Origin of the sequence: Dactylosporangium sp. NPDC000555, assembly GCF_040300025.1 — a bacterium.
Lineage (GTDB): Bacteria > Actinomycetota > Actinomycetes > Mycobacteriales > Micromonosporaceae > Dactylosporangium.
Map to the genome: position 1 here is coordinate 1 of NZ_JBEPDB010000208.1, position 1,277 is coordinate 1,277.

General features: G+C 70.9%; 1 protein-coding gene. It reads left to right on the top strand.

Annotated features, from left to right (window positions below):
- Window positions 1–30: 30 nt before the first annotated feature.
- Complete coding sequence (locus tag ABT297_RS43055; RefSeq protein WP_350560012.1) at window positions 31–1,248, top strand: RNA-guided endonuclease InsQ/TnpB family protein; 1,218 nt, start codon at window positions 31–33, stop codon at window positions 1,246–1,248.
- The last annotated feature ends 29 nt before the right edge of the window (window positions 1,249–1,277 follow it).

Here is a 1,277-nt window from a genome sequence, read left to right on the forward strand (position 1 = left end):
CGGTACGTCGAGCAGCAGAAGAGCCGCTGAATGCTGACCGGCCGCCGCTACCTGCTGGCATTCACTGCCGAGCAGGCCGCATACGCCGAGCAGGTGGGGGCGGCCTGTCGGGCGGTGTGGAACACCGGCCTGGAGCAGCGCCGCGAGTACCGCCGCCGTGGCGCGTTCATCGGCTACAACGAGCAAGCCCGGCAGATGGCCGAGGCGAAGAAGGATCCAGATTGCGCGTGGCTGGCTGACGCCCCGTCGCACACGTTGCAGCAGACCCTGCGCGACCTGGACCGGGCATGCCGCGAGCACGGCACCTGGAAGGTGCGGTGGCGGTCCAAGACGCGGACCGCCCCGTCGTTCCGGTTTCCGGACCCGAACCACATCACGGTGCGCCGGCTGAACCGGCGGTGGGGCGAGGTGCGGCTGCCGAAGCTCGGCCCAGTCCGGTTCCGCTGGACGCGCGCAGTCGGCGGCACGATCCGCAACGCCACCGTGTCCCGGGACGGCGGGCGCTGGTACATCTCGTTCTGCGTCGAGGACGGCATCACCGGGGTCGCCCAGAGCGGCAAGCCGCCGGTCGGCGTCGATCGAGGCGTTGCCGTTGCGGTCGCCACGTCCAACGGCGAGATGCACGACCGGCAGTTCGCCACCCCGGGCGAGACCGCGCGGCTCAAACGGTTGCAGCAACGCCTGTCTCGGTCCCTGCGGGTCCACGGCTGGAGCCGCCGCTCGAAGCGCCGCGACGCCGCGCGTGCCCAGCTCGGCCGGCTCAACGCCCGCATCCGGGCGCGGCGGGCCGACTTCGCCGCGCAGACTGCCGTGCAGCTGGTCCGTAACCACGGCCTGGTCGCGGTCGAGGACCTGCGGGTCAAGAACATGACGGCCAGTGCCGAGGGAACGATCGAGGCGCCGGGCCATAACGTCCGCCAGAAGGCGGGCCTGAACCGGGCGATTCTCGATAAGGGCTGGGGTGGCTTCCTGTTGAAGCTGGAGCACGCAGCCCGCTACCACGGCGCGACCGTGGTCAAGGTCAATCCTGCGTTCACGTCGCAGACCTGCAACGCCTGTGAGCATGCCGCCCGGGAGTCCCGCGAGAGCCAAGCGGTCTTCCGGTGCGTCGCCTGCGGGTACCAGGCGCACGCCGACGTCAACGCGGCGAAGAACATTCTGGCCGCCGGGCTGGCGGTCACCGGGCGTGGAGACCTCGGCATTGGCCGGTCTGTGAAGCGCCAACCACCCAATCGGCTCGCGGCGTGAACGCGCCTCAGCCACGGGAATCCCCCGCC